The 20,293-nt window shown below is 59.6% G+C and carries 19 protein-coding genes and 1 pseudogene; 12 read left to right on the top strand and 8 right to left on the bottom strand.

Annotation, left to right across the window (positions count from 1 at the left end; translation table 11 throughout):
• Positions 1 to 166: 166 nt before the first annotated feature.
• The 3 genes from CTP10_RS35235 to CTP10_RS35225 all read right to left on the bottom strand — a co-directional run bounded on the left by CTP10_RS35235 (position 167) and on the right by CTP10_RS35225 (position 3,451).
• Positions 167 to 1,132 (bottom strand): MBL fold metallo-hydrolase, encoded by a 966-nt coding sequence (locus tag CTP10_RS35235; protein WP_116323220.1) that lies wholly within the window; start codon positions 1,130 to 1,132, stop codon positions 167 to 169.
• 56 nt (positions 1,133 to 1,188) lie between these two features.
• Positions 1,189 to 2,136: a lysophospholipase gene (locus CTP10_RS35230; RefSeq protein WP_233528417.1), complete on the bottom strand. Its 948-nt coding sequence runs from the start codon at positions 2,134 to 2,136 to the stop codon at positions 1,189 to 1,191.
• A gap of 529 nt (positions 2,137 to 2,665) precedes the next feature.
• Positions 2,666 to 3,451 (bottom strand): fumarylacetoacetate hydrolase family protein, encoded by a 786-nt coding sequence (locus CTP10_RS35225; protein ID WP_116323246.1) that lies wholly within the window; start codon positions 3,449 to 3,451, stop codon positions 2,666 to 2,668.
• Between the two features lie 202 nt (positions 3,452 to 3,653).
• Here CTP10_RS35225 and CTP10_RS35220 point away from each other — a divergent pair, with 202 nt between their 5' ends.
• The 10 genes and pseudogenes from CTP10_RS35220 to CTP10_RS35175 all read left to right on the top strand — a co-directional run.
• The gene (locus CTP10_RS35220; protein WP_116323218.1) at positions 3,654 to 4,232 is read left to right on the top strand and encodes a cupin domain-containing protein; all 579 of its coding nucleotides are present in this window, start codon (positions 3,654 to 3,656) and stop codon (positions 4,230 to 4,232) included.
• Positions 4,233 to 4,337: 105 nt separating this feature from the next.
• On the top strand, positions 4,338 to 5,624 hold the full coding sequence (eno, locus tag CTP10_RS35215; RefSeq protein WP_116323217.1) for a phosphopyruvate hydratase: 1,287 nt from the start codon (positions 4,338 to 4,340) through the stop codon (positions 5,622 to 5,624).
• A 76-nt stretch (positions 5,625 to 5,700) separates the two neighbouring features.
• A complete protein-coding gene (locus CTP10_RS35210; protein ID WP_116323216.1) occupies positions 5,701 to 6,279 on the top strand; it encodes an NADPH-dependent FMN reductase in 579 nt (192 codons plus the stop codon).
• Between the two features lie 100 nt (positions 6,280 to 6,379).
• The gene (locus CTP10_RS35205; protein WP_116323215.1) at positions 6,380 to 7,393 is read left to right on the top strand and encodes a VOC family protein; all 1,014 of its coding nucleotides are present in this window, start codon (positions 6,380 to 6,382) and stop codon (positions 7,391 to 7,393) included.
• Positions 7,394 to 7,410: 17 nt separating this feature from the next.
• Positions 7,411 to 7,944: a carboxymuconolactone decarboxylase family protein gene (locus tag CTP10_RS35200; protein WP_116323214.1), complete on the top strand. Its 534-nt coding sequence runs from the start codon at positions 7,411 to 7,413 to the stop codon at positions 7,942 to 7,944.
• A 54-nt stretch (positions 7,945 to 7,998) separates the two neighbouring features.
• Positions 7,999 to 9,108 (top strand): alcohol dehydrogenase catalytic domain-containing protein, encoded by a 1,110-nt coding sequence (locus tag CTP10_RS35195; RefSeq protein WP_116323213.1) that lies wholly within the window; start codon positions 7,999 to 8,001, stop codon positions 9,106 to 9,108.
• Positions 9,109 to 9,282: 174 nt separating this feature from the next.
• Complete coding sequence (locus tag CTP10_RS35190) at positions 9,283 to 9,852, top strand: cytochrome b (RefSeq protein WP_116323212.1); 570 nt, start codon at positions 9,283 to 9,285, stop codon at positions 9,850 to 9,852.
• Between the two features lie 214 nt (positions 9,853 to 10,066).
• Positions 10,067 to 10,297, top strand: coding sequence for a hypothetical protein (locus CTP10_RS35185; RefSeq protein ID WP_116323211.1), 231 nt, complete (start codon positions 10,067 to 10,069; stop codon positions 10,295 to 10,297).
• Between the two features lie 128 nt (positions 10,298 to 10,425).
• Positions 10,426 to 10,809, top strand: a complete 384-nt coding sequence (locus tag CTP10_RS35180) for a hypothetical protein (RefSeq protein WP_147316314.1) — start codon at positions 10,426 to 10,428, stop codon at positions 10,807 to 10,809.
• Between the two features lie 27 nt (positions 10,810 to 10,836).
• Positions 10,837 to 11,206: pseudogene (locus CTP10_RS35175) on the top strand (SDR family oxidoreductase); the annotation flags it as partial.
• Positions 11,207 to 11,364: 158 nt separating this feature from the next.
• Here CTP10_RS35175 and CTP10_RS35170 read toward each other — a convergent pair.
• The 5 genes from CTP10_RS35170 to CTP10_RS35150 form a co-directional block, all read right to left on the bottom strand.
• Positions 11,365 to 12,402, bottom strand: a complete 1,038-nt coding sequence (locus CTP10_RS35170) for a phosphotransferase family protein (RefSeq protein WP_116323210.1) — start codon at positions 12,400 to 12,402, stop codon at positions 11,365 to 11,367.
• A 142-nt stretch (positions 12,403 to 12,544) separates the two neighbouring features.
• Positions 12,545 to 13,522: a C-terminal binding protein gene (locus tag CTP10_RS35165; protein ID WP_116323209.1), complete on the bottom strand. Its 978-nt coding sequence runs from the start codon at positions 13,520 to 13,522 to the stop codon at positions 12,545 to 12,547.
• Between the two features lie 38 nt (positions 13,523 to 13,560).
• The gene (locus CTP10_RS35160; protein WP_116323208.1) at positions 13,561 to 14,541 is read right to left on the bottom strand and encodes a fumarylacetoacetate hydrolase family protein; all 981 of its coding nucleotides are present in this window, start codon (positions 14,539 to 14,541) and stop codon (positions 13,561 to 13,563) included.
• Between the two features lie 123 nt (positions 14,542 to 14,664).
• On the bottom strand, positions 14,665 to 15,957 hold the full coding sequence (locus CTP10_RS35155) for an MFS transporter (RefSeq protein ID WP_116323207.1): 1,293 nt from the start codon (positions 15,955 to 15,957) through the stop codon (positions 14,665 to 14,667).
• A gap of 556 nt (positions 15,958 to 16,513) precedes the next feature.
• Positions 16,514 to 17,572, bottom strand: a complete 1,059-nt coding sequence (locus CTP10_RS35150; RefSeq protein ID WP_116323206.1) for a LacI family DNA-binding transcriptional regulator — start codon at positions 17,570 to 17,572, stop codon at positions 16,514 to 16,516.
• A gap of 491 nt (positions 17,573 to 18,063) precedes the next feature.
• Here CTP10_RS35150 and CTP10_RS35145 point away from each other — a divergent pair, with 491 nt between their 5' ends.
• Both CTP10_RS35145 and CTP10_RS35140 read left to right on the top strand, forming a co-directional pair.
• On the top strand, positions 18,064 to 19,152 hold the full coding sequence (locus CTP10_RS35145) for a porin (protein ID WP_116323205.1): 1,089 nt from the start codon (positions 18,064 to 18,066) through the stop codon (positions 19,150 to 19,152).
• 263 nt (positions 19,153 to 19,415) lie between these two features.
• Positions 19,416 to 20,258 carry a transporter substrate-binding domain-containing protein gene (locus CTP10_RS35140; protein ID WP_116323204.1) on the top strand — a complete coding sequence of 281 codons (843 nt, stop codon included), beginning with the start codon at positions 19,416 to 19,418 and terminating at the stop codon, positions 20,256 to 20,258.
• The last annotated feature ends 35 nt before the right edge of the window (positions 20,259 to 20,293 follow it).

The following is a 20,293-nucleotide window of genomic DNA, read 5'->3' as shown; positions in this document are numbered from 1 at the left end:
CGAGTCGCCAGCATGTGCTCCAGCAGGGCTTCGGTCTGGTTGCTCCGATAGGTTACGATGGCGGTCCTGGTTGCTTCCCTAGCCACGGCACGGGGCGCCGGCGTTTCCGGTGTTTCACTGGCGCGAGCTCCTCAAAATCCAGATCAAGCGGACGCTAATCGCAATGCTATCGAGGCAACTTCAGAGACGTGTAGATAACCGGCAAGAAGGTGAACTGGCCATCGCCTTCGGTTCGCACATGCCCGATGCCCGGAAAAGGAACGTGCGCGCCGCCGATTAGGTAGCCCTGCTGGGCGGCGTTGGTCAGCATCCGTTGCCGCTCGCCGCGCGCGGTGCTGGCGTCCGCGTCGTATGCGATGGTGACTGACGGGTCCTCGAACTGTACGGCGACGACGTGAATGATGTCACCCCAAAGGAGAAGCTTCTCGCCGTTGCTCTCTATGGAAAAGCCTGTGTGCCCGGGAGTATGACCATACAGACTCTGCGATTTGATGCCGGGAATCAACGGCACGCTTCCTTCAAAGGGCTTCACCTTTTGAGCCGCTACGTACGGCCTGAGGGAAACCATGGCGCCTTCAAAGAATCGCTTCATGCCTTCTGGGGCTGCGCGCATTCTTGCTTCGCTCAGCCAGAAGTCCATCTCGCGCTTGTCCAGGCGCACAATCGCATTCGAAAACGTCTGTTTTCCGCCAGTGACCAGGCCGCCGACGTGGTCGGGGTGCAAATGGGTGAGATAGACTTCATCAACTTGTTCCGGCTGGTATCCGGCCGCGCGAAGGTTGTGCAGCAAGTCGCCTGTTTGGGGGCCGAGAAGCGCCCCGGCGCCAGCGTCGATCAGAACAAGATTCTTGCCGGTGTTGATCAAGTAGGAATTATGCGAAGTCTCCACACGCTCGCCGAGGAAATTATCCTTAAGCAAGGTGGCGACCTTGCCTGGGGCTCCGTTCAACAATCTTGTGGCTTGCATCGGATTGGTGCCGTCCGACAATGCCGTCACTTCGAACTCGCCCACCATGAGGCGGTAGAAGCCCGGCGCCTGACCTCCCACGACGGGCGCTTCCGCGTGCGCGCCCGGCACGAATGCGACAGCGCAACAAAGAAGTAGAGCGCGAAGAGAGCGCAATGGAACCATGGTCAAGTTTCCTCTTGTGAATGCATCGAATGGAACCTCACGCTACGGCCCCGCGTCTATCGACTTGCTTCCGACGCACGCGTTCTCAGCCAGTCCAGGATGAAGTCCGCGACCTGCAAGTTGTTCTTGTCTTGCATGATCATGTGGGAGTTGCCCCGAATGCCAACACTCGGAAGTGTCACGATTTCGGAGCGCCCGCCGGCAACGCGATTGATGCGCTCGACTACGGCTTTACGGGCATTGAAACGTGGACGCCCGGTGAACGAAGCTGAATCAAGGTTGTCGCCGAACAGTTCAAGGTCGGGGATGCCAGCATAGGCGGAAATCTGTGCGTCGCTGGGTACAATCGATTGTGAGCCCTCGATATTTATGACCGCCCGCACCAGTTTTGGCCGTATCCCAACGAGGGCATCTGCGAAAGGGCCCGACAGTGAATGGACGACAACTACGGAGGGCCCAATTTTTTCGAGCAAGGCTGCCAAGCTGTTGGGCACAGTATCAATAGGGACGTTCTTGAGCAATGATTCCGCAAAAGGAACGACCTGCGCCCCAAAAGCCGACATGGCTTCCACTGGAAACTGCGTATCGGGGAAGGGTGTGCCGAACGCTGGCCCAAAGCGGAACAATGTCCATGCCAGTTCTGCCGTCACCATGAGGACGCTCGATGGCAGCGCTCCCGTGCTGCCATCCTTCTTGGCTTGATTGATCGGTGTAGCGTCGAAGCCCGATCGACCTCGGCCTGGCGTGTCGACGACATACACCGGGTGCCCGTGACGCACGAAATAAGTCGCCCACCCCTCGCGCCCGTCCGGCGTGGTCTCAAAGCTCGCCCCTGTGAGCCCGCCCCCGTGAACCAGAACGATGGGTGTGCGGCTTGGCGCCTGCGCGGGAATACGATAGTGGACGTACATCTGGTCGACCACGATGGTGCCCGCTGGGACAGCACCCGCAGGAGAGATTCCTGGCGCGGAGGACTGGATCTGTCGCCCCCCGATGAAGAACACTCCTTCGTCTGCGAATAGCAGTGGGGCCGCGGCTGTTGGGGAGGAGCAAGTCATGCTCAGTAAGAGATTGCCTGCCAGCAGGCAGTGTCTTGTTTGCTTCGCTAGATATGTCATACGATGCATGTCTCCGTTGGGCCTTATATGACGCAAACGGGGACGGTGCTTTTTCTGGCCATTGAAAGGCGCCTAGCGACTTGTCCGGGCTGGGCAGCGTCCCCACTCAATTCGACTTCTGGTGTGGATAGTGACGCATGCGATTCGGAGCAGTCCAATACTGAATTTGCGTGCGTTGATACCGTGCGGGTATGTTGTTCGAAGCGCCGGCGAGCAACCGTAATGCTGGCAGGAAGTGGTGTGCCATACTTCCCCGAATTGTGGGACTGCCCGGCGCCCCTGACTGACCCCCAGCGATTCACGGTTGGAGAAGGGGACGCTTACTGCGTACCTAATTCTCGATGGCGGATCCGGCAGCCCCCACGGAAGCCGCCCTGCGAGCCGAGGCGCGGTGCTGCACTACTGCCTTCAGTCTTCAGGGCTCTATGTTGGCGGCCGCAATGACGTTGTTGGAAAGAACGCCAATTCCTTCGATCTCCACGTCGATCGTGTCACCCACCTTGATGGGCCCGACACCCGCTGGCGTGCCGGTCATGATGAGGTCGCCAGGGAGCAGCGTCATGTACTTGCTTAAGTAGGCGATGATCTGCGCCACGCTGAAGATCAGGTCTGCGGTGCTTCCGTCCTGCCGCACTTCACCGTTCACTCTGGTAATGATGTTCAGGTTCGACGGGTCAAGGTTGGTGGCAATGACGGGTCCAATTGGTGCAAAGGTGTCGTAACCCTTGCCAGCCAGGAGGCAGCCAAACTCGCTTTCACGGCGCTGCAGGACGCGGTCGCTGACATCGTTACCGCAGGTGTAGCCCAGCACGTAGCTTAGCGCGTCCTGCTCCGACACATGGCGCGCCTGCTTGCCGATCACGACGGTGAGTTCACCTTCAAAATGAATATTCTGGCCATCTGACGGGTAGACAATCGAATCGCCAGGGCCAATGACCGTAGTGCTGGGCTTCATGAAAAGCACCGGGATTGCGGGGCTGGTCTTGCCCACCTCCTGCGAGTGCGCCCGATAGTTGTAGCCCAGGCCGAAGACTCGCGGGCGCTCGATCGGCGTGAGCAGCCTGACGGTGCTGAGATTGTCAATGCGACCAGATGGCTGCAGGGTGTCCCAGGGGGCGGCCGCCAGCCGCTCAATTCTTCCCTGAGGTTCGGCAAGGCCGTAGTGAACACGACCGTCGGCCAGATAACGGATGATCTTCATGATGCACGCCATGTCAAAAGTGGTGTGCTAACGTTAGCGCTATCCAAACAGGATGTCAATGTTGGGAGGATGTTCGGTTCGACTTGACATCACAATTTTGCCGACACATACTTATGCCAACGTTAGCATTAAAAAGCGCCGGTTGCGAACCGCTCGCCAGCACACGGGGGGCTTATATCTGCAGGCGAAAACGGAGACAGCGATGCAAAGCGAATCACAAGAGACAGCGGGACTGCCAGTCGAACTTCGGCGTGTTGTCACCGGTAACGGCGCGAAAGGCACTGCGGCTGTGGTCATGGACGCCGCTGCGCCGCGTTCCGAAGCCTTCCAGCATATCCCCGGGATGGTGTCGCGTCTGGTGTGGGCGACACCGTCATCTTCAACGTTGCCCTTCGATGGCACGGATCCGACGGTTGCGGTACGGAGCATTGTTCCCGCCGTTGGTGAGACACGTTTCCTCGTGGTCACTTTTCCGCCGGACAGCGTCTTTTCGTCGCCAGACTTCGATCCGGCGTCGGCCGCAGAAGAGAACGCAAGGATCAGCCCGGGCCTGGCAGAGCTCTTCGAGGCCGACGGCATGCACACGACGCCCAGCATCGACTATGGCATTGTCCTTGACGGTGAAATCTGGCTTGAGCTTGACAACGGCGACGTGACACACCTTCGCAAGCATGACCTGATCGTACAGAACGGCACGCGACACGCCTGGAGGAACAGAGGCCAGGTACCGGCGAGCGTGGCCTTTGTACTGGTCGGTGCCCAACGCGTCACCAGCATCTAGCGCAACTATGTTGCAAAACGTGGTTATGCAATCGCTTTGGGAAATGGCTGGTCCACGTCAAATGCGATGTATTCAAACATTCGGTTCAATAACAGGAGTCTGCATATGACCGATACAACCATCACGCGCGTCCACGGCCGTCGTGTGTGGGATTCCCGCGGCCGTCCGACTGTGGAGGCGGAGATAACGCTCGCATGCGGAGTGACCGGTCGCGCGATTGCGCCGGCTGGCGCGTCAACCGGCAGCGGGGAAGCGATGGACTTGCGAGACGGCGGTGTTGCCTTTGGCGGCTTGGACGTTGCCAACGCCGTTGCCTCCGTCAACGGCGACATTGCGAACCTGCTGACAGGCCGGGACGCTTCAAACCAGGCCGCGGTCGACAAAGGGCTGGTGGAGCTGGACGGTACCCCAAACCGGGGACGGTTGGGCGGCAATGCGCTGGTTGCAACTTCGATGGCCGTGCTGCACGCGGCTGCGGCGGCCGCGGGGCAACCCATCTGGCACTACCTTGCCGGCGACCGGACGGTGCGCATTCCGCTGCCCGAAATCCAGATTTTTGGCGGTGGCGCCCATGCGGCGCGACGCGTTGACGTTCAGGACTTCATGGTGATGTGCCCAGGCGCGAGCAGCTTCAGCGAGGCCTTGGACTGGACCGCCGAAATCTATCGCGCGGCGGGGGCACTGATGAAGAAGGCCGGCAAGTTGCAGGGCGTTGCCGACGAAGGGGGCTACTGGCCCACGTTTGATTGCAACGAAGAGGCACTTGACGCGTTGGTCGCTGCCATCAGCGACACGGGCTTGCACCTTGGCACGCAGGTCGGCATTTCGCTTGATATCGCGGCCTCGGAGTTTGGTCGCAATGGCAGCTACACGCTCGCGCTGGACGGGCGCACCCTCGACACGGAGGGGATGGTCCGAATGCTTGGCGGCTGGCTGGCGAACTATCCGATCCTCTCGATCGAGGACCCATTGGCGGAAGACGATCCGGTTGGTTTCGGCATGTTCGCGAAGGAGTATGGCCACCGGTGCCAGATTATCGGCGATGACTACCTTGTCACCAATGCACAGCGCGTCGCAAGCGCGGCGGTGGCCGGCCATACCAACGCAGTGCTGATCAAACCTAACCAGGCCGGCACCATCACCGAAGCGCATGAGGCGCTGGTCGCGGGCAAGGCGGCCGGATTTGGCACGATTGTGTCCGCGCGCTCCGGCGAAACCGAGGATGTGACCATTGCTCACCTGAGTGTCGGCTGGGACGCTGGCCAGCTCAAGGTAGGTTCGTTTTCACGCTCCGAGCGCACGGCGAAATGGAACGAGGTGCTAAGGATCGAGGAGTCGCTTGGCAAGCAGGCGGTCTTCAGCGGCTGGGGCGCGCTGCCGTTTCAGCTCTGACGCGGGCTGCGTCGCGGGCACAGGCATCCGAAACCGGTCCCCAATGTTTCGCTGTACAAGAGAGAGGTGGTCGTCAATGCCAGATCTTATGCTGTTGGGTATATCAGGAAGCATGCGTCGGGAGTCAAACAATACCGCCGTGCTCAGAACGCTACAGATGTCGATGCCAGCCGGCATCGGATTCTCCGTCGTCACACTGGACGATATTCCGCCCTATAACCAGGACGTGGAGCTTTGCGGCGTGCCGCCAGGCGTTCAGCGATTAAAGTCTGCGATCGAGGCGAGCGATGGAATCATATTGTGCTCGCCGGAATACAACCATGGCATGCCTGGAGTCCTGAAGAACGCGCTTGACTGGGTGTCGCGCCCCGCACTGACTTCGCCAATGAAGGGCAAGCCGGTGCTGATCGTGACCAGCTCACCAGCCTTTACCGGTGGCGTCCGCGCACAGGCCCAACTGAAAGAGACGCTTTCCGGCATGCTCGCGCGCGTCATTGCCTGGCCACAGGTGGTCATCGCCGGCGTTCACGACAAGGTTCGGGAGGGCAGGCTGGTCGACGAGGCAAGCGTGAAATTCCTGTTGGATGCCGTTAGCGGCCTGGCCGCAGAAATCGCAGTGCTTGCGCGCACACCATCCGCGACCGCGCAGCCCTAAACTTCCCACTACAACTCTTATTGATCTTTGCCGGCTTCTGCCCTATTTTTATGCGAACGTTAGCGCGCGCTTTTGAATATTCCCCCCAGACGAGGTTCGTATGCTGCCACCCGTAAATCTTCGCCCGCCATTCAACATCACCCGGACCAGCCATGTCGTCCTGCATGTATCGGACCTGGCGAAGAGTCGCCAGTTTTACGTCGATATCGTGGGTCTCGTTGTCTCCGATGAGGACGATCAGGTCTGCTATCTGCGCGGACTGGCAGAGGCCTGTCATCACAGCCTTGTCCTGGTGCAGACACAAGGCGAGGCGACATGCAAGCGATTGGGCTTTCGCGTGTTCTTCGAAGAGGATCTGGATCTCGCCTATCAATTTTTCAAAGACGAGGGCTTGCCAGCAGAGTGGGCTGACGTTGCGTATCAGGGCCGCACGCTTCATGTCACGGATCCGATCGGCACGAAGATTGAACTTTGCGCAACGATGGAAACGCGCGAGCGTCAATACCTGAACCGCGAAATCTTCAAAGGGGCACACGCCCAGCGGCTCGATCACTTCCAGATATTCGCGCCCGACACCTATGCATTGTGCGCGTTCTACAGCCGGCTCGGTTTCCGCAACTCGGAATACCTTGCGCATGGTGACAAGTTGCTTGGCGCGTTCATGTATCGCAAGGGCACCTGCCTTGACCTGGCAATTGTGCAGAACGAAGGGCCGAAGCTGCATCACTTCGCCTATACCGTCTCCGAGTCGCACAACATTTTCGACGCGTGTGACTTTGCCGGAATCTACGGGTACGGCACAGAGGTCGAACGCGGACCAGGCCGTCACGGCCCGGGGGGAATGCTCTTTGTCTATCTACGCGATCCCGATGGGCATCGTGTAGAGCTGTTCAACAGTCACTACCAGACCATCGACACCGAGCTTGAACCAGTGCGGTGGGATGCGGCCACGCTAAGCACGAACGTGCGCTGGGGTCTTCCGGCACCGGAACGGTGGTACTTCGAGGCCACAAGCTTCGAGGAGGCATCGCTCATTCCGGCGGTGGAAAAACCAAAACCCGAGACGCTCGAAAGCTACGTACAGAAGCAGCTATTGGCAAAAAATCAGGCATAGAAAGAGGTTTTCCAATCATGTCACGAATCAAATACCTTGATCGTTCGAACTGCGCTGGTGCCGACCAGGCTATCTTTGACAGGCTCGAACGCGAACGAAAAGTCCCCACCGCCAACATCTTCAGGGCACTCGCGAATGTGCCTGAAATCCTGGATCAGTTCCTGTCATATGCAAACGCGCTGCGCGCTTCGGAACTGAGCCCCAGACTTCGCGAGCTTGCAATTCTCACGGTCGGGCATTGCACCGGATCGGAGTATGAGATTGCACATCATCAGTCGCACGGCCTAAAGGCGGGGATCAGCGAAGCGCAACTGAAGGCAATCCCGGAGTTCAAAACGTCGCCGCTTTTTGACGCGTGCGAGCGCGCCGTAATGAAGTTCGCCGAAGAGTCTACGCAAAAGGTGAATGTCAGCGCGCAGACCTGGGGCGCGGCAGCCGAGTTCCTTCCGGAACGCCAGTTGGTCGAACTGGTGCTGACCATTGGCTGGTACAACTCAGGCGTGCGCATCATGGGCGCGCTGGACATCGAGCTGGAAGAGGGCTATCGCTGATACGCCCTGCGACAACAGTCTAGTTCGAACTGATTTAACTGCAAAAGGTACTGTATGGAAAAGACAATGGTTGCAGCCAGGCTGCATGCCCTTGGTACGCCGATGACGCTCGACACGATTCCTGTGCCGAAGCCCCGCCCGACCGATGTGCTGGTGCGCGTGAAAGCTTGCGGCATCGTGCCGAACATGGCGAATGTGATCAATAACTGGATGACATGGTTTCCGCACCAGCCGTTGCCGAAGTTTCCGGCCATTTTCGGGCTGGATCCGGCGGGCGTGATCGAAGAAGTCGGTGAAGCCGTGATCAATGCGAAGCCTGGCGACCGGGTCTATGTCAGCCCGTTGCGCTCGTGCGGTTCGTGCTCGGCCTGCAAGGCGGGGCACCGCAGTCTTTGCCGCTATTACACGCTCAACGGCTATTTCAGCACCAGCCGTGATGGCCAGAAGATCTTCGACCTGTACCCATACGGTGGCTTCTCGGAGTACATGACCGCCCCTGAGTACGCGATTGTCAATATTCCCGACAATCTGCCGTTTGAGCGGGCCGGCAGGTTCGGCTACCTGGGCACGTCCTACGGAGCGCTGAAGAACGCGGGCGCGGGGCCGGGCCAGGTCGCGCTGATCGACGGCATTACCGGAACGCTTGGGGTAGCGGCGACGGTTCTTGGCCTCGCGATGGGGCTTTCCCGGATTATTGGAACCGGCCGGGATGAGCGGCTCCTGCAGCGCGTGAAGGCGCTTGCGCCCGACCGGATCGAGGTGATCCGCCTCGGTGAAAAGTCAACCGGAGAGTGGGCGCGCTCGCTGACTGGTGGCGAGGGCGCCGATTTCGTGATCAGTGCGTTGGGTGCAAAGGCGCCTGCATCGACGATGCTCGACTCGATGAAGGGCGTGCGACGTGGCGGCAAGGTGGTCAATGTCGGCGGCGTCGCGGAGAATCTTCCGGTCGATGTCAAGTGGCTGATGGACGAGCAGATCCAGTTGATTGGCTCGAACTGGTTCACGACTGCGCAAGGACAGGAGATGGCGGAGATGGTGCGCACGGGAACCATTGATCTGTCGTATCTGGAGAACCGCTGCTTCCCGCTCGCGGACGTCAATGAGGCGATTTCCGGACTCAAGGACCGCGACGGAGGGTTCAGCAACTACGTCGTGATCCCGTAAGTGCCTGGTCCTCCTGCTGAAGGCCTCCGTTGCGTTCAGCGGGAGTTCAAACCGATCAGACAGAAAGATAAAAAGCTGGCGGGGAGAAGGGCGGGGACAGAATCGATGAAGTTCAGGGATCGAAGGCCGGCATCGCTGGCGCTTCGCACCATCTACGATCAGAGGAGACAAATAATGGAGAAAACCAACTATACGACCATGGCCAAACTACTGCATTGGTCAATGGCGGTGCTGATTCTCGTCGCCTGGGTAATTGGCTACTACTCGAGCCTGCTCACCTTGAAAGAAAAAATCCAGACGGACAGTATCATGATCCATAAGTCTGTCGCGAGCGTGACGCTCTTTCTCATTGCCATTCGGATCATCTGGCGTCTGACACACCCCGCTCCTGCGGCGCCGGACGGGATGTCAAGCCTGGAACGAAACGCAGCGAAGATCGGTCACTTTCTACTCTATGCTTGTATGGTCGCACTTCCCCTTTCGGGATGGCTATGGAGTTCTGCTGCGGGTTACAAGATTCCGGTGGCCGAGATCTTTTTCCTGCCGCCGCTTATCGACAAGAATCCGGCACTGACCGTGACTCTGAGTGTGGTGCACAAGGTGCTAGCCTACATGATACTGGCGCTGATTTGCGGTCATGTGATGATGGCGCTGAAGCATCATTTCATCAATCGAGATGCATTGCTGCTATCGATGCTCCCGAGGAAGAACCGGTTGCCGCATCCTTCGCGGTCGATTACCTAGCCGCGGCCGCAGGTTATCGCAGCAGAGTGCGGCTGCGAGCGTTGGGGTCGCCTGGGCGCCGTGGGTTCCTGCCAGACCGGCGGAACCTGGCGACCAATGCAGGCGGTGTCAACGTCGCGTACTTCGGCATGGCCCGCGAACTGGTATTGGGTACCGGCGGTCCAGCCATCGGGCGCGGTCTACAACGACCTCTGCAAGCTGCGCAAGGACAATAGTGGCTACGTACGCCCTCAAGCAGCTCTTTATCGACGAGGCGCGTCGGCTCACACTATGCCCAGGCATCCGGCTGTTTGTCTCCGGGCATTCTTGGGACTACGACCCGTCGCGCCCATCCGGTGCACCGGACGACCGGGCCGCCCGTAAGGGCGCCTCGCTCACTGACGCATCGCTGGAGCAGGTGATGCAGTTCGGCGGCAGCATCAGCGCTGATCAGGGAAGCGGGTAAATCATGCGTCACGCATTCCAATCAGTACGAGGGCCCGCCGGATCCGCGACTAATGGAAGCGGTCAAGGCCGTCTTCGATCCCGCCGACATCATTTCCCGGCATAGCTCTCAGCCATTGCGAGAACTTCATGAACAACGCTGCGGTTGGGACGCCGCGCCGGCAGGCGAGCCTACGCAATCACTCACCTTCGGAACTACTGAGCTGCATTCGGGCTCTGGCCGGCTCGCTGCGCAATGTTGCTGGCTGCCCCCGCCAGCACGTCATCGCGTTGATCAACGGTGCGATGGCCGCCGGCTCGCCGCGCGAGATCGCCGTAGTGCTTGGCGCGGCGGCCGAACTGGGCATTTATCCGGATTCAGCTTCGCTCGATCGCTGCCATGACCTGGTGCAATGCACTTCTGATGAGGTAGCAGTACGGGCTGTTGTGTGGGTAGTGCGCCATCGGCTGGCGCGCCATCGGTCTCAAGGCCGCGGCTCGCAGCAAGCACGGATCCGCAACACCAGTCAATGAACCTGTCATAGCACGAGGCGGACATTCTTGATGCGGCGCCAATCGCCGCAGGGCGCGCGAATGATCAACAATGGCTCGATCACTGCGCATGTGCATCGTCCATTGTCATCGCCTTACGCAGCCTGCAAGCACGCGCTACAGAGGCTGACCAAGAGCATTGCACTGGATGGCCGCGCCATCTCTGTAGCCCCATCGACATCGGCAATGCACTGAGCGAGCTGTCGGGACGAATGCAGAAGGGCGTGCTGCAAGCCAATGGCACGGTGACACCTGAGCAGATGTCGATGCTCGCCACGTCGCCGATGCGGTCGCCGACATTGTTGACCGACCTCCTTCCGCCAGCGTACCGGACATCACGGAGATGGCAAGCCAGATGCCTTTCGTCGCCTGCGGCTGAGGCGCGCCGCTACCGCATGGGGGGATATCTTATGAACGCGTTTTTTCCTTCGCGCCAGGTTTTCACACGTCACACTAACAGGAGAGGCTGCCTCCTGAGCGAACGCAGGAGGCGAGGGCGGAGCGGTGGATCCTGCTTCTGGGCGCTAGCCCGTCGATTCAGCAGCCGCGTGCTAGCGCAACGCGCCAACCGTCGGCTACTTCCATCAACCTGGATACCGGCTGGCGCAAGAAGCCAAAGGCCACCGAGCGTACCAGTTCCTTATGCTTTTCCTGGCTAAGGTATTCGACGGGTGATTTGCCGTCGACACGCGCCAACAGCAGCGCAGGCAGCAGGCTGGCCGCACGTGCTTCCAGGCCGTCGGCTGGCTCCCAGCTGACTTGTTGAAGATACTCCGTGGCCAAGGATTCGAAGCACTTAATCAATGCGTCACGGCTATCCGGTTGCACGATGCACTTCAGCAGCAGGTGGTTGAGGCAGAAGGCGAGATCGAACGCGGGATCCCCGTACCATGCGCATTCGGCGTCGAGAAACACGGGGCCTTTGGGGCCGACCAGGATGTTCTTCGGACTCACATCGCCATGAACCAGGGCAAGCCGCGTGTCGCGAGTCCGTTGGGCAAGCTGCACCAGTACATCAGCTACGTGAGGGTTTCGTGCCGCCGTGGCAAGGAGGTACGGTTCGAGCCGAAGCGCGTGAAAGTTCTCTGCCGAATCGAACTTGGCCGCGAGATCCGGTTTCGCCGCGCTGGCGGCATGCAGCTTGGCGAGGACACGACCGACTTCATTTGCTACTGACCACTCGATATGGCCTGCCATCAGCTGGGCCTTCCAGACGGGGTACATCCGAGGCGGAAGGAACGACATCGCGAAGAGTCCTGCCTCGGCATCGCGAGCGATCGGCCGCGGAACATTGTCGGGCACGTGCTCCGAGGCAAACTGCAACCATGCCCACTCATAGGCATTGCGTGTCAAGGGGGCCTCCCAGTCTGCAGCTACCTTGAGTTTACCCAGTGCACGTTTGACGGCAAAAGTACGGCCAGGCAGGTCGACTTTCCAGATATCGGATGACACACCTCCGGTCAGGCGGCTGAAGGACGCTTCCTCAGCAGCGGACATGAGGCCGTGAGAAGTCAGGAAGGACACAAGGAGCGTCTGCTCGACGTCAAAGGATGAAAATGTTTCGGAGATCGTCATGTCGCCTTAGCGGTTGAAGTCAATGGCATTGCGGCGGACGACGCTTGCGAGTCATCGCGCGCTTTAGGCCGGCAGGGCATGCAGCAATGCTGAGATGGCCCCGCGTAGCATGTGTGGAACGAACCGGTGTTGTCGAAACGCATTACCGGTGCGCGTGCTGCGGCCGGGGATCGTTGCGTGGCTGCTCGGGCGTCGACCCTTGCAGCACGCGGACCACTTCCTCGGCTGCACGTCGACGCAGTTCCGTCAGCGATGCGTCAGATGAGAACGCAACGTGCGGAGTCAGCATCGCGCCTGTGCAAGACAAGAGCGCCTGCGGCACCGCCGGCTCAGTCTCTAGCACATCCAGGGCGGCGCCAGAGAGCTGCCCTGTCTCGAGCGCTTCGACCACGGCGTCAGTATCTACGATAGCTCCCCGGCTGACGTTGATGAGCAAGCTGTCCTGCTTCATCAGCGCAAGACTCGACCGGTTGATCAGGTGATAGGTCGACTCGGTCAACGGCACATGGACGATCACGATGTCGCTTTCTGCCATCAGATCTTCAAAGCCGACAAACTGGACATGTCCTGCGTCGGCTGGGGGATACAGCGTATGGGCAAGGATCCGGCAACCAAAGGCATTCAGCTTCATCGCGGTTGCGTGGCCGATTCGGCCGTAGCCAATGATCCCGCATGTCATGTTGGCGAGCCGTCTTAGGTTTGCGCTCGCCGGGTTCCAACGCCCGGATCGAACCTCGCGGTCAAAGCTAATGAGCCCGCGGGTCCATGCCAGGGCAAAGGCGACGGCATGGTCCGAGACTTCGGCGACGCAGTAGTCCGGTACGTTCGTGACCCAGACGCCGTGCTCCGTTGCCGCATCAACCGCGATGTTGTCGAGTCCCACCCCGAGCCGCGCTACGACCTTGAGGCTTGAGCTTGCGTGAATCGCCGCGGACGACACCGGCGCCCAGCAGGTCATGATCGCATCCGGTTGATGCTGCTCGACGAGTGCATCGATGGCGGCTTCCGGCGCGGGGGATGCCGGTCCGGTGACCAGCCTGAAGCCGGCAGATTCAATGACGCGACGCTCGACCGAGTCGTCCGGCCAAGCATAGTCCGTCAGCAATACGATAGCAGACATGATTTTCCCTTCGCTCCCTTGGTGGCAAACAGGTGGCCTCAATCGGGCCGTGTACACAAAACGCGTTGAGCGCCCAGACCGTCTACACCTGCCTGGACGACGTCCCCGGCGCGCAGATACCGACCGTGGTGACTGCCGATTCCCGCCGGTGTCCCGGTGCAGATGAGGTCACCTGGTTGCAGCGGAGCCTGCGTCGACAGGTAGGCGATCTGCTCGGCAATGCTGAAAACCATGTCGTTGGCCATGCCGTCCTGCATCAAGTCACCGTTGAGGCGCAGCCACGGGCGCAGTGCCGATGGATCTTCAATCTCCCACACCGGCACCAGCCACGGTCCGGTCGGCAACCAGCCCTTGCGGGACTTGGACTGCAACCAGTCAGCGCCAAGCATTGGCAGGTCTAGGCGAAAGACGCTGTCACGCAGCGTAATATCATTCACCACGCAGTAGCCTGCGACATAGTCGAACGCGCTTGCTGCATCGATATGCTGCGTATGACGACCGATAACGATCCCGATCTCGACTTCCCAGTCAAGGGAGGCCATATCGGCCTCAACAGGCAGCACGTCGTACGGGCCGGATACGCAAGCCGCTCCTTTCAGGCAGATATAGGGTTTACCATCGCTGCGCCGGGTTTCAATAGATTGGAGCACTGCTTCGCGTCGGGCATGTGCTTGCGGCCCTTGCGGCCCATCTGCTGCATCCAGGGCAGATTCCACAAGCTGGCTGCGATAGTTCGCGATCGTGCAATAGACCTGGCGAGGGGAAACTGGCTGATTCAGTCTTAGGCCGGCGATATCCGCGCCATGTTCGATGATGGCTTCCTGCGTCGATCTGGCGCTGGTCAGCGTTTGGAGGATCTCCGAGTTTGTGACCCAGTCGTCGAGAAACGCCATCATTGAACCGGTTCCGCGCAGACCGGCGGACTGCCAGTAGGCCAGCGCCAGTGCCCGGTTCTCGAACAACAAGGCAGGGAAAGGAGTGCAGGCAGCAGTGGAGATATTTACCAGTACGGGAGGCATGACGGTCTTGGCAAGATGTGGTGGTCGACGGACTGCGCATGTTGGGGTAGTTTGGACCACCACCGCCTTCGGGGGTGGTCCAGACTATGTGCATCGGATCCGACTCAGCTGGGCTAGGAAGTTTCAGGGAAGAGAGCGTTCCTGATTGGGTGTGATGCTGACGAGGACGTCTTCGGTTGCATGGCTGGCGGCGACACCTGCTGCGCGGCGGCGTGGGGCGGTCTCGACGAGAAGTACAGCGATCGCCGCGCCAGCGATAAGGCTGTAAAGGGCGAAATCGAGGGTACGGGCGAGACCGAAATGCTGCCCCACGAATCCGGCAATGACTGGCGCGACGCCGCCGCCGAAGATTTCGCCCACGCCTGAAACGAGACCGATGGTGGAAGCGACGAGGCCGGGAGGCGCAGCTTCGGTTGCCACCGGGCCGCTGAGCAGGCTGAGCAAGCCGATCGCGAAGAAGGCCACGCCGAACAGGAGGGCAAACAGCAGTTTGGGATTGGATCCGGTGCACGAGAAGAAGTACAGCAGCACGGCAGCGGCGGCGAAGGCAATCAGGGCCGTGGGCCGACGGCCGATGTAGTCGGAGATACCCGCCAGGCAAAACGAGCCGAAGAAGCCGCCAAAGCCGACGGCCGAGGCGACAAATCCCATGCTCTGCGTATCGAGGTGCAGTACGGTAACCAGATAGGTGGGTACCATCGCCCCGATGACGAAAATGCCGCTCATGGCGCACAGGATCGCGGCGGTTGCGACAATGACATTGCGGCGGACCAGTAGTTCGGTCCAGCGCGGCTTGCCTGCGTGGTCTGCGGCCGCTGCGGCGGGCGCGGCGGCGCTGCGGTCATGAATGCAGCGCCAGATGAGGGCGGCGATGATCAGGCCCGGTACCGCGGAGATGGTGAATACCCAGTGCCAGGAGGGTACGACCTGCAACAGCTGCGTGGCCACGATGGGGGCGAGGCCGAGGCCCATCAGCGGCATCATGCTCAGTTGGAGTCCCAGGTTCAGTCCGCGCCGGGCTGGCAGCGACGCTTCGCTGTTGGCGGCGAGGCTCGCGGGGGTAAAGGTACCCTCCGCCACCCCCATCGCGGCGCGCAGCAGCATCAGGCTCATGAAGCCGGAGGCAAAGCCGGACAGGCAAGAAAGCAATGAGAAGGCAACCATCGTGACCACGAGGATCTTCCGTCTGCCGATCCGGTCCGAGAGCGGGCCCATGGCAATAGACCACAGTCCCCAAGCGACGCCGAGTACTCCGATCATGCTGCCCAGCTGCGAAAAATTCAGGCCCAGTTCGCGCATCATGTGCGGAAAAAGCGGTGCCATCAGCCAACGGTCAAAACCTACCAGCCCGAAGCTGAGGCCCAGCAGTACGAGCGTCCTGCGCTCATAGCCGGCATCGTGGTGGAAAGCAGTCATGAGTGTCTCCTCTCATTGCGGTTATGTAGTCTTAAATGCAGCCGTGCCCCGCCGCGCATGGGTGTGGTACCTTCTGCGTTGTGCGAACGTTAGCATTCACGCTAGTGTAGGTGCTGTGTCTCGGTGCAGTCAACCTCCAATGTGGTTTCGGAAGTTGTGGCACGGTACATTTAATGCTATCGTTGGCGCAAATAAGGTGGCTCTGATGGTGACTCCATGCGCGGGCTTTCCGTGCAAGGCTTGAGATTGTCCGCAGGTGAGGCACCTGACGCGGGCCGTGCGGTGATGCCGAAGCATCCCGATATAGGCATGGGGAGTTGATGGCTAAGAAGGTGGCCAAGTGAAGGTACTCGACCAGGATGTGAAAACTCGGATGTCACCGATTTTCAGCGCCGCAGGGGCTGCTGGCCGATCTGTTCAGTGCGGTGCCCGAACTGGTAGATCAGTTGCGCCGGCGGCATGAAAGCTGCGAGCGCGAGTGGATGGGCGCATGAGCCCTCCAGGGGCGGCGTGCCTTAGCGTTCGATGCTTGCGCTGAGGGTGCCCCTCGCCTGTTTCAACCAGCAACAGCCGTGCGGCGGCGCGGCGACGCGGCCCGTCGGCCTGGCGCCGGGGCGAGTTGCTTCGTGCTGCCACGAACGATGAGCGTTGCGGGAGATATGGAAGTGTAGGGCGCAGACGTGATTGCGTTGTCCTTGATTTGATGCACGAACCAGAGACCGCACGCCGTTGCCAGGTCATAGACGGGAAGTCCGACGGTAGTCAATCCGGGTCCCCACCAGCGGAATCCGATCTCGTCGCCGAATCCGACGACGGAAAGATCGTCGGGTACCCGGATTCCTTGCGCCGTCAGCTCATCGAGTACACCTTGCGTTGTTTGCACCGATCCCGCAACAATCGCTGTTGGCGGGGTCGGTAGCGACAGCAGACGACGCGTGGCCTCCCGGCCGATGTCGATCGACCCGGGCGCAACAAGTTGCACCAAGGCAGGATTGACGTTTTCGCCACGAGGCAGCGCCTGATGGAAGCCTTTCAGGCGCGCTGAGCCTGTCGGCAGTTCATCCGTGGGCCCGATGTATCCGATGCGATGGTGACCGAGCTGGACGAGATGGCTGGTTGCTTCGTAAATCGCCTGTGTGTCGTCAATTCCGAACCACTGTTCGCCCAGAGACGCATGCCGGCGCAGCAACTGGATGTGCGGCAACATCTTCAGCAACTTGACGGAATCGGGATGGGGCTTCGCTGTCGGCACAATAATGATGCCTGCAACGTTTGCACTGGTGAGTTCGCGGATGTGATGCAACTCGACCAGGCGGTCGTCATCGGTTTCCGAGAGCGTAAGCTGAAAGCCGCCGCGTTGCAGGCACTTTGACAGCGCGTGGGCAACCGTTGAGTAGAAACCATTGCGAATGTCCGGCAGGACAAAGCCGACGAGGTTGCTGGATACCCCTCGCATCATCCGCGCGGCAAGGTTTGCCACGTAGCCCATTTCATTGGCGACCTCAGTCACTTTCTGCTTGGTAGCTTCACTGATTCGCGAATCGTCAGCGAGTGCGCGTCCTACTGTCGAGGGCGATACCTTGAGGCGAGCGGCGATGTCTTTGATTGTGACCATGGGCCTTGTGGTGCGGCAGTTTTGTATAACGATAGCACGCTCGTGGCACTGAGCAAAGCGCATTGACGTGCACAGCAGGCATCGGAGAGGCGGTGACCTCGACCAATGCTTGGGCGTCCTCCATGGGGCGACACACAGAAGTCTGTGGCCCGCGACGAGACCGTCGGCGTGCAATTGCGAGGCGTTCGTGCTAACGCTAGCACGACCACAACCGCTAAGGGTGCCAGATTTCGTGGGGAAATCGTGATCCCGTCTTTGACTTTCCAGATTCAGTGAGCTAACGTTAGCACAAACTGCAGTCTCGGCCATCTGAACGCGGAACGCTGCATGCAGTTGAAGGCTGTCCCGTGGCGAAGGGCCTTGCGGGGCCGGGGTGGGGATGAGGCATTGATTTTTATTGCAATTGAAGGGGTAAGGTGGCGGGATAAATTCAAAGTGTGGATTGCATGAAATTGCAAAGGAAAAATAAATTCGAGAAGGAGTGAGACAAATTGAAGAACTGGAAATCTGTATTCCTGGCGGCGGCAATCTTCCCTGCATCTGCCTTCGCCCAGTCTGTCACCTTGTATGGTGTGATTGACAGTGGTGTCGAATATGTAAGCAATGTCGGTGCCAGCAAAGATAGTCTGTTCCGCGTTCCGTCAAATACCGGCACAACCCCGTCGCGATGGGGTATGCGAGGAACCGAAGATCTGGGGGGCGGTCTCAAGAGCGTTTTTGTCCTCGAATCCGGCTTCGCGCCGGATGCCGGAAATTCCGGCCAGGGTGGACGTCTGTTCGGTCGACAAGCGCTGGTTGGTCTTTCCGGGCCTTGGGGGCAAGTCGCGTTCGGACGGCAGTACTCGATGATCTTTTGGGGTACCCTGGATACGGATACCCTGGGTGCAAACATTTACGGATCGGGCGCTCTCGACCCATACTTGTCGAACCCCAGGGTTGACAACGCCATTTCCTACAAAGGGAAATTTGGCGGATTGACAGTTGGCGGGACTTACAGCTTCGGACGTGATAGCGCGGTGGTTCCCGGTGCAGCCAGCGCCAACTGCGCTGGAGAGAACCCTTCCGACTCGAGGGCATGCCAGCAATGGTCCGCTCTTCTTCTCTACGAACAAGCATCCTGGGGAATTTCGGCGGCGTACGATGTCATGCGGGGCGGCACCGGTGCGCCAAATGGACTGACCCGCAGCAGTATTGCAGATAAGCGACTGGCATTGGGTGCCTACGCTTTGTTGGGTAATGCCAAGCTCGGCACCGGGGTTATACTCCGAAATAATGATGGCAGTTCAACGCCGAGAAGCAATCTCTGGTATACCGGGGCAGCTTACGATATTACCCCAGCCATCACGCTGTCAGGGGAAGTGTATTATCTCGACTATCGCAACAGCGATAATCACGCCTTCCTCTATACGGTGCGAGGTGCGTACAATTTTTCCAAAAGAACGTCCGTCTATGCCACGATCGGGCATATCAATAACAGTGGCCAGCTTGCCCAATCGGTAAGTGTGGGAGCCCCCGGCTCAAATCCTGCGCCCGGTGGTTCGCAGTTTGGCACGATGATCGGAATCCGACATACCTTTTGATCACAAGGAAAGGCTCCGGCTTTCGGGGCCACCAGCTATCCGATTGAGCGAAGAGGCATGAACACTCTGGCGAAACTTTGAGTTCGTCCCAGAGGCTCGTCGCTTCGGCCTGGTTCGATAAGTGTAGATAGCGAATGCCCGGTAGAAAGCCGCGGCGCCTTTCCTTTGGCTCGCTTGCGGAATGCCAGACGCGGAAGGTTTGCCTCTAGTAGCAAAGAACAGCTGCCAGTCGTTACATTTCGCCTAGAAAAAGCAGATTCTCAATGACGCAACATTCCGACTCCCCCGACAAGATTTCACTTTGGAGCTCGAAGGCGCTCCGGCGCTTGCGTGCGCTGCTGGTTTTGGCGGCAATACCAACCGGCAATGCCACCGCAGCCGATGCCACGCTCGCGCCAACAGGGATCCTGAGAGCCGCCTACATCGTCGCGAACGTAGCCCAGGCGCGACACGATCCTGTCACTGGTACCTTCACCGGCGTGGTCGCGGACATAACACGCGAATTGGGACGCAGGGCTAACGTGTCCATCACGATTATGCTGCTTCCTACCGCTGCGTCAGTGTTGGATGCAGTTAAGAATGGCAGCGCCGATATTGGATTTGTGGCGCCGAATCCTGATCGTTCCGGCGTTCTCTTTTCGCAAACGTATGTGCTGGTACAGCAGAGCGCATTGGTCCGGGCAGACTCGCCGCTTGCCTCAGTCAATGACCTCGACCAAGCCGGCCAGACGATTGGGGTGAGCACTGACGATACGGTTGGCGTGTGGTTGCAGCAGCATTTGAAGTTCGCGAGGGTGCGCGCCACATCGGACTATACGATGCAGGAGCCTTTCCGCTGGCTCCGTGAAGGAACCGTTGACGCCTTCGCCGGCGGTCGCCAACGTCTCGCATCTAGTGCGGGCAATGAGCCGCAACTGCGCATGTTGCCCGATAACTTGTTTGGTGTCGCGCAAAGTATTGCGGTCCCCTCGAATCGGCCGGAGCGGTTGGCGTTGATCAACACGGCCTTAGATGCAATGCGAGAGGACGGATTTCTTGCCGATTCAGTGAGGCGAAGCGGCATCGATGGCCTTGCGGTAGCACCCGCGGAGATGCCGAGGCTTTGAAAGTTGGCTCCAGCTTGGCCGGCACACCATCCTGT

This window comes from Cupriavidus sp. P-10, from assembly GCF_003402535.2.
Classification (GTDB): Bacteria; Pseudomonadota; Gammaproteobacteria; order Burkholderiales; family Burkholderiaceae; genus Cupriavidus.
The sequence above is the reverse complement of the archived record's forward strand: the minus strand, read 5'-3'. Positions and strand labels throughout refer to the sequence as shown.